Source organism: Neptunomonas marina (assembly GCF_004005935.1).
Lineage (GTDB): Bacteria > Pseudomonadota > Gammaproteobacteria > Pseudomonadales > Balneatricaceae > Neptunomonas > Neptunomonas marina.
Map to the genome: position 1 here is coordinate 595,294 of NZ_SACQ01000002.1, position 7,398 is coordinate 602,691.

Annotated in this window: 9 protein-coding genes; all 9 read left to right on the top strand. The window is 48.6% G+C overall.

The annotated features are described in order from the left end of the window. The first annotated feature begins 12 nt into the window (after positions 1–12). The 9 genes from EOE65_RS07490 (at position 13) to tatC (ending at position 7,015) form a co-directional block, all read left to right on the top strand. Complete coding sequence (locus tag EOE65_RS07490) at positions 13–615, top strand: c-type cytochrome (RefSeq protein WP_127693669.1); 603 nt, start codon at positions 13–15, stop codon at positions 613–615. A 119-nt stretch (positions 616–734) separates the two neighbouring features. Continuing rightward, entirely contained in the window at positions 735–1,352 is a 618-nt protein-coding gene (locus EOE65_RS07495) for a thiol:disulfide interchange protein DsbA/DsbL (RefSeq protein WP_127693670.1), read from the top strand. Positions 1,353–1,491: 139 nt separating this feature from the next. Next, the gene (locus EOE65_RS07500; protein WP_127693671.1) at positions 1,492–3,027 is read left to right on the top strand and encodes a GGDEF domain-containing protein; all 1,536 of its coding nucleotides are present in this window, start codon (positions 1,492–1,494) and stop codon (positions 3,025–3,027) included. Between the two features lie 72 nt (positions 3,028–3,099). Further along, entirely contained in the window at positions 3,100–4,731 is a 1,632-nt protein-coding gene (gene ubiB, locus EOE65_RS07505; RefSeq protein ID WP_127693672.1) for a ubiquinone biosynthesis regulatory protein kinase UbiB, read from the top strand. Between the two features lie 89 nt (positions 4,732–4,820). After that, positions 4,821–5,219 (top strand): phosphoribosyl-AMP cyclohydrolase, encoded by a 399-nt coding sequence (gene hisI / locus EOE65_RS07510; RefSeq protein WP_127693706.1) that lies wholly within the window; start codon positions 4,821–4,823, stop codon positions 5,217–5,219. Next, positions 5,219–5,551: a phosphoribosyl-ATP diphosphatase gene (locus EOE65_RS07515; protein ID WP_127693673.1), complete on the top strand. Its 333-nt coding sequence runs from the start codon at positions 5,219–5,221 to the stop codon at positions 5,549–5,551. Before hisI ends, EOE65_RS07515 begins: the two co-directional genes overlap by 1 nt. Positions 5,552–5,592: 41 nt before the next feature. After that, positions 5,593–5,847, top strand: coding sequence for a Sec-independent protein translocase subunit TatA (tatA, locus tag EOE65_RS07520; RefSeq protein WP_127693674.1), 255 nt, complete (start codon positions 5,593–5,595; stop codon positions 5,845–5,847). Between the two features lie 11 nt (positions 5,848–5,858). Continuing rightward, on the top strand, positions 5,859–6,227 hold the full coding sequence (tatB, locus tag EOE65_RS07525) for a Sec-independent protein translocase protein TatB (protein ID WP_127693675.1): 369 nt from the start codon (positions 5,859–5,861) through the stop codon (positions 6,225–6,227). Continuing rightward, positions 6,224–7,015 carry a twin-arginine translocase subunit TatC gene (gene tatC, locus EOE65_RS07530; RefSeq protein ID WP_127693676.1) on the top strand — a complete coding sequence of 264 codons (792 nt, stop codon included), beginning with the start codon at positions 6,224–6,226 and terminating at the stop codon, positions 7,013–7,015. Before tatB ends, tatC begins: the two co-directional genes overlap by 4 nt. Positions 7,016–7,398: the final 383 nt, after the last annotated feature.

A 7,398-nucleotide genomic window follows, 5' to 3' on the forward strand; every position in this document is an offset into this window, starting at 1 on the left:
TCTAGGTTAATCATGAACAAATTACTGATCAGCTTACTGTTAACCTTAGGTATAACGGGCGTAGCGAACGCAGCAGGTGATGCCGCTGCAGGACAAGGAAAAACTGCAGTATGTGCTGCCTGTCACGGTGCTGACGGCAACAGTGCAATTGCCAACTTCCCAAAACTAGCTGGCCAGAATGCTACATATCTGGTGAAGCAGCTCCAAGACATCAAATCAGGCGACCGTAAGATCGTTGAGATGACGGGCCTGCTGGATGCAATGAGCGATCAGGATTTAGAAGATATCGCGGCTTACTATGCGAGCAAAAAAGTGCAGGGCGGTAAGGTTGCACAAGACCAACTTGAGCTTGGTCAGCAAATCTATCGCGCAGGCCTAGCGGCTAAAGGTGTACCAGCATGCACAGCGTGTCACGGTGCCAATGGTCAAGGTATCGCATCTGCTGGCTATCCTGCATTGAGCGGTCAGCATGCAGATTACACTGCTAAGCAGTTGAAAGACTTCCGCGTATCTGCACGTAACCAAGATCCACAAGCAATGATGCGTGATATCGCTGCTAAACTGAGCGATGTTGAGATCAAAGCGGTATCTAGCTACATTCAAGGTCTTTACTAAGCGAGCGGCTTAGACCTCAAGATGAAGGCAGCTACGGCTGCCTTTTTTTATGAACGAAGGAACCCTTTTGTGTGGCACCGGTCACAGAGGTGTCCAAGAATAATGATCGGAGATTATCGATGTTTAAAAAACTGTTGTCAGTTGTTGTGTTAATTGGCGCAAGTTTGGTTGCACAAGCTGAAGAGTTTGAAGCAGGAAAGCACTACGAAGTACTGCCGACAGCGGTTAAAACAGCTGACCCATCCAAAGTCGAAGTTATCGAGATGTTTGGCTACCCATGCCCACATTGTAATACGTTTGAGCCACTGCTAGAGAGCTGGGTTAAGCAGCAAGCAGACGGCGTTGACTTTAAGCGTATTCCGGTTGTGTTTGGCCGTAGCTGGGAGCCGATGGCTCGCGCTTACTACACGGCTGAGCTGCTCGGTGAAGTTGAGAAAACTCACCAAGCGATGTTTGACGCGATTCACCTGCAGCGCAAACGCTTCCGTGATTTAGAGGCACTGGCTGATTACTATGCCGATTTAGGTGTCGATCGCGCTAAGTTTGAAAAAACCTTCAACTCATTTGCGGTGAATACTAAGCTTAACCAAGGCGATTCTAAGGTGCGTAGCTACCAGATTGATGGTGTTCCATCGATGGTTGTGAACGGCAAATATCGCATTACAGCAGCGATGGCTGGTGGTCAGCAGCAGATGTTAAAAGTCGTTGATTACCTGGTCGAGAAAGAACAGCAGTGATTTAGACGCGACATAGATACAAAAAAGCCGCTTCAATAGCGGCTTTTTTGTATCTGTATGATTGCTAATCTAGCCCGCGAAGAACCTTTGGACTAACATGAAGCTGGGCATGTCAACGTCTTTAGTCTGAGGCTGTAGAGTGAATAAGGAAACGATCGACTGGAAAGCGAAGTATAAGGAAGCGGCGCAGGAGCTAGAAGCGTACGAAAATGACCAAACTGCGCAGCAACTTAGGCAGCTTGCGACTCGTCTTAGTGTTGGCGTTTCTGGCCAGTCTCAGGCGTTGGACGATGCGCTTAATGCGCTTCAACCTCACCTACAACCTCAGCAATCTACAACGCGGCTGCCCAAGCCAGCACTCGACCAAGTTGATCGGCAAATTCGAGCGCTAGACCAACAGCGAGCAGCTTCTGGGCAGGCTATTCTAGAAGCCGTTTCCACTTGGATTCGCCAGCTGAAGAGTTATCTGACGATGGAGTCCTCTCTATCGGAAGCGCTGCTGACACTTGAGCGCACTGCACCGGTGCAGCTAGAAAGTACCTATCAGCTGCCGGACGTTGTTGCTGAGCTTGTCGATTTGCAAGGTAAGCTAATTACAGAAATCGCAGGTGGCCCAAGCCAAGATGCTTCGACGGATATTGATCTGGCGCCGGTTGAAGCCGAGCTGGCAAGTTTGGTTGATCTGTTAATTCTGAGCGACTCAGCTCGCCAGCAAGCGAACCGTATTGCGGCAAGACTGCGCGAGGGTTTAACCCTCCCTGTCCTTGTGGACGCCCTAAAAGAAGTGGTTGAACTCGCGCGCGCTGCGCATACCTCCACGAACGAAGATTTCGAAAACTATCTCATTAACCTGAACTCACAGCTGGCTGAGGTGCAAAGCTTCTTGCAAGAGAGCTTCTCTGAGCAGCAGGTAGCGGGAGATGCGCACCGTTTGTTAGATCAAAAGGTGCGCGAGGATGTTGGGCAGATTCAAAGCGCGGTCAAAAGCTCTATCGATCTAAGCGAGCTTAAGCAGTCGGTTGCGACGCAACTGGCCGGTATTGTCGAAGCGATGGATGAGTTTCGCCGTAATGAAGAGCAGCGTGATACGCGTATGCAGGAGCGTTATGACTCACTCATGGCCCGTGTTGCTGAAATGGAGCTGGAAACTCAGCGCGTTAAAACACATATGGAGGAGGAGCGGCAAAAAGCGCGCACTGACTCGTTAACAGGGTTACCCAACCGTGCCGCGTACGATGACCATATGCGCAAAGAGTTTGAACGTTGGTCCCGTTACCAGCAGGGTTTTTCTGTCGCAGTGGGCGACCTTGATTACTTCAAGCGCATCAATGACACCTATGGTCATTTAGCGGGCGATAAGGTACTGAGACTCGTTGCACGTGTTTTATCACGCAATTTGCGCAGCGCAGACTTCATTGCTCGTTTCGGTGGAGAGGAGTTTGTTGTGTTAATGCCATCGACTAAAGCCAGCGAGGCTCAGACAGGCATCGACAAGCTACGCGCCGCCATTGGTAAAAGCCCGTTTAACTTTCACGGTAAACCCGTCACCATCACTATGTCATTTGGCGTTACTGAGATCCAAGCCGGTGATACGCCGGATCAGCTTTTCGAGCGTGCGGACGGTGCACTTTATCAAGCAAAGCAAGAGGGACGAAACCGCGTCTGTGTTGCTTAGGCTTTACCTTATTAGCGATAAGGGGCACACTTTAGGCCGCTCTTCATCGCCGTCGATTTTTAGGATTTTTCAGTGCGCCGCCTAACCCGAAGTTTAAAAATAGCCCAAACCTTTATCCGTTATCGATTGGATACCTTTCTTGAGGAGCTGCCACTGCCGTGGTACTTGCGCTTCTTGGTGCTGATCTTGCCGTGGCGTTTATTTATTAAGGTAGAAGCTCCGCGCGCTGAGCGCCTAAGGTTAGCGCTAGAGTCTTTAGGGCCGGTATTTATTAAGTTTGGTCAGATGCTATCGACGCGCCGCGACCTGCTGCCAGATGATATTGCCAATGAGCTGAAGCAACTGCAGGATAATGTTCCGCCTTTCGATGGTCAGCAAGCACAGCGTATTATTGAAAAGTCGCTTGGAGCGCCTGTCAGTGAGCTGTTTTCTGAGTTTGATACACAACCGCTAGCCTCTGCTTCTGTTGCACAGGTACATCTTGCGAAGCTACCGGATGGCGCTGAAGCGGTAGTCAAGGTCATCCGTCCCGGTATCGCCAAAACCATACGCAAAGATGTCGCACTACTCTTTACGCTTGCTCATATTATTCACGCATTGTGGCGAGAGGGTCGCCGACTGCGTCCTGTCGAAGTGGTCGCTGAATATGAACAAACACTGTTAGATGAGTTGGATCTGCGTAAAGAGGCGGCCAATGGCTCGCAGCTGAGACGTAACTTTGAGGGTTCCGACGTCCTCTATGTGCCAGAAGTGTATTGGGATCTAACCCGTCAAAATGTCATCGTCATGGAGCGTATTCGTGGCATCCCGGTGGCGAATGTTGATGAACTGGTAGCACAAGGCACCGATATGAAGAAACTAGCTGAACGGGGGGTAGAGATCTTCTTTACTCAGGTGTTCCGCGATAGCTTCTTCCATGCGGATATGCACCCTGGAAATATTTTTGTATCGCGTGATAACCCGAAAGAACCGCAATATATTGCTGTAGACTTCGGCATTATTGGCTCTTTAACCGCGGAGGATCAGAGTTATCTTGCGCGTAATTTCTTAGCGTTCTTTACGCGAGACTATCGGCAAGTAGCACAGCTGCATATCGATTCGGGTTGGGTGCCAGCAGATACCAATGTGACCGCATTTGAAACGGCTATTCGCAGTGTTTGCGAGCCGTTCTTTAATAAGCCGCTAAAAGATATCTCTTTTGGCCAAGTACTATTGGGGTTATTTCAGACGGCGCGCCGTTTCAACATGGAAGTCCAGCCCCAGCTTGTACTACTACAAAAGACGCTGCTGAATATCGAGGGGTTAGGCCGTCAACTATACCCAGAGCTCGATCTTTGGCAGACAGGTAAGCCTTTCCTTGAGAACTGGATGAAAGAGCGTATTGGCCCGAAGGCTGCCTACGCAACTGTGAAGCAGCAAGCACCTGATTGGCTCGATAAGATGCCACAAGTACCGCAGCTCGTTTTTGAGGCGCTCCAGAGTGTTAAGAGTCAGCCTTTGAATGAGCTGCGCAATCGAGAAGCGCAAAAGCTGAAGGAAGCGACTCTTCGTCAGCGTCGCGTGAAAAGCCGCGTAATCGCAGCCCTTTTGATCATTGCAGGGTTATGGGTTGGACATGAAACGACGCGAGAGCTCATTGAGAGTATTTCGTTAATGGGTTGGGCATTCATAGGTATTGGCAGCTACTTTGCTATGCGTGCCTGAGCCCTAAGTCGCAGGCGGTAAGATGGAGCTGCAAATGGGCTTCCGGTATGCTTGCACGATATTGAGTATCCAGAACAGTAGAAGAGATGATGACAGACAGCTGGCTAGCACAGGTAAAATGGGATAGTAATGGTCTCATTCCGGCCATTGCTCAGGATTACCAAACCGGGCGTATCCTCATGGTTGCTTGGATGAACGAAGAGGCGTTGCGCCTTACTGTTAGCGAGCAGCGAGCAATTTACTGGTCTCGGTCGCGCGGTAAACTCTGGCGTAAAGGCGAAGAGTCCGGCCATGTGCAGCGCTTACATGAGATCCGTTTAGACTGCGACAGTGATGTACTTTTGCTCGATGTTGAGCAGTTAGGTGGTATTGCTTGTCATACGGGTAGAGAGAGTTGTTTTTATCGTGTACTACGTGATGGCCAATGGGAGAGTGTTGATGAAGTGCTCAAAGACCCAAAAGCGATCTACAGCGGGAAAGAGAAGTAATGTCAGACGTATTGCAGCAACTTGATCAAATTCTTGAGGCACGAAAGCAGGCCAGTAGCGATAGCTCGTATGTCGCCAGCTTACATGCGAAAGGCTTAAATAAAATCCTAGAGAAGGTAGGTGAGGAGTCTGTTGAAGCCATTATTGCTGCGAAAGATGCTCAGCATAGTGGTGACAATAAAGATGTCATCTACGAAACCGCCGATCTGTGGTTTCATAGCCTTGTCATGCTTTCCCACTTAGGGGAGTCATCGCAGGCTGTCTTAGATGAGTTGGCGCGACGCTTTGATATGTCGGGTCTTGAAGAGAAAGCAAATAGACAACAAAAATAACGGCCATTCCTGAGTGGTAGGCTGAAGAACTGGAGGACAGTATGGGCATTGGTGGAATTAGTATTTGGCAGCTAGTCATTGTTCTAGGCATCATCATTCTACTTTTTGGCACAAAAAAGCTACGTAACTTAGGCGGTGACCTAGGTGGTGCAGTTAAAGGCTTTAAAAAAGCGATGAAAGAAGAGTCTGCTACTGAAACAACTGACGAGAAAAAGATCGAACAAGACGCAACATTTAAAGCTGCGGATGAAACGGCGACGAAACAGCAAAAGCCGAATGATCAGCAGCAATCCTGATTTAAACGCCTATGTTTGATATCGGATTTGCAGAGCTATTAATGATTGGCGTTGTTGCGCTGGTTGTGCTCGGCCCTGAAAAGCTACCCACAGCTGTACGCACAGTGGGCTTGTGGGTGGGCCGCGCTAAGCGAACAATTAGCAGTGTTCAGAGCGAAATATCAGAAGAACTCCGAATGGATGAGCTGCGGCGCACAGCAGCGATCCAGAAAGAGGAGCTGGACAAAGAGCTTGCAGAAATGAAGCAGCCCTTTAACAGTGCGTTTAGCGAGGAGTCACCTATGGCGCAAAGTGTCGATCAGGTAGAAAAGCCACAGCCAGCCGACTCGCCTAAAGTCTCTCAAACCACAGATCCCGACAGTAAAAGTTCTAACGCATGAGCCAGCACGCCGAAACTGACCAAGAACAAACCTTGGTGTCTCACCTAGTAGAGTTGCGGCAGCGCGTGATGCGCATGTTAGTAGTCGTGCTCGTCATCTTCCTAGGGTTGTTCTATTTTGCTAATGACCTTTACGAGTATCTGTCTGCTCCGCTGACTGCGTTACTTCCTGAAGGCACAAGCATGATCGCAACGGATGTTACATCGCCGTTCTTTGCGCCTTTTAAACTGACCCTCGTTCTGGCTATTTTTGCAGCGGTCCCGTTTATATTGCACCAAGTATGGAGCTTTATTGCGCCTGGTCTGTACAGTCATGAAAAGCGTTTAGCAGTCCCATTACTTGTGTCGAGCATCTTCCTTTTCTATGCAGGGGTCGCATTTGCTTACTTTGTGGTCTTCCCACTGATATTTGGCTTTTTTACTAGTGTAGGGCCGGAAAGTGTTGCTGTTATGACGGATATCAGCAGCTATTTGGATTTTGTGCTGAAGCTATTCTTTGCATTTGGCGTTGTTTTTGAAATACCGATCGCCACACTCATGCTGATATGGTCGGGAGCTACTACGGCGGAGAGCCTAGCGGGCAAAAGAGCGTACGTTATCGTAGGGTGTTTTGTTATCGGTATGCTTTTAACGCCGCCGGATATTATCTCCCAGAGCTTGCTGGCAATACCCATGTGGTTATTGTTTGAACTAGGTATTCTGCTATCACGCTTCTTTGTCTCCAAAGATGACGAGCTTGATGATGAACTAGAGAATGCAATGGCAGAAGAAGAGAATAACCAAAACTAGCCTTGCTTAATCTGTATTGCATAACGCCCCACTGGGGCGTTTTTTGTACCTGAGCTGGTTGTTTTTGTTCGGTTTTAAATGCTTTTGTGTGTTTTTTGACCGGTTTTGATGTTTTTTTGCGTTTTTTATTAAAAAGTTGAAATAAGTGTTGACGGCAGAAGGGAGGTCTCTATAATACGCCTCCACTCGCTGAGGGAGTCACCGAAAGGACGACAAAGACAACGAGTCATAACGAAGATAACGTGTTGTTTTAGAACATCTTTTTAAGTATCTTTGTTATGCGGTGTTTAACCGGTTTTAATTTGTTTTCAGGTGTTGGCTTCGAAAATAAATTAAAAATAAAGGTTGACATCGAGACGGGGTTCATTAAAATATGCGCCTCA

Coding starts and splice junctions, on each gene's coding strand:
- EOE65_RS07490 (WP_127693669.1), top strand. CDS start 13: ATGAACAAATTACTGATCAGCTTACTGTTAACCTTAGGTATAACGGGC.
- EOE65_RS07495 (WP_127693670.1), top strand. CDS start 735: ATGTTTAAAAAACTGTTGTCAGTTGTTGTGTTAATTGGCGCAAGTTTG.
- hisI (WP_127693706.1), top strand. CDS start 4,821: ATGACAGACAGCTGGCTAGCACAGGTAAAATGGGATAGTAATGGTCTC.
- EOE65_RS07515 (WP_127693673.1), top strand. CDS start 5,219: ATGTCAGACGTATTGCAGCAACTTGATCAAATTCTTGAGGCACGAAAG.
- tatA (WP_127693674.1), top strand. CDS start 5,593: ATGGGCATTGGTGGAATTAGTATTTGGCAGCTAGTCATTGTTCTAGGC.
- tatB (WP_127693675.1), top strand. CDS start 5,859: ATGTTTGATATCGGATTTGCAGAGCTATTAATGATTGGCGTTGTTGCG.
- tatC (WP_127693676.1), top strand. CDS start 6,224: ATGAGCCAGCACGCCGAAACTGACCAAGAACAAACCTTGGTGTCTCAC.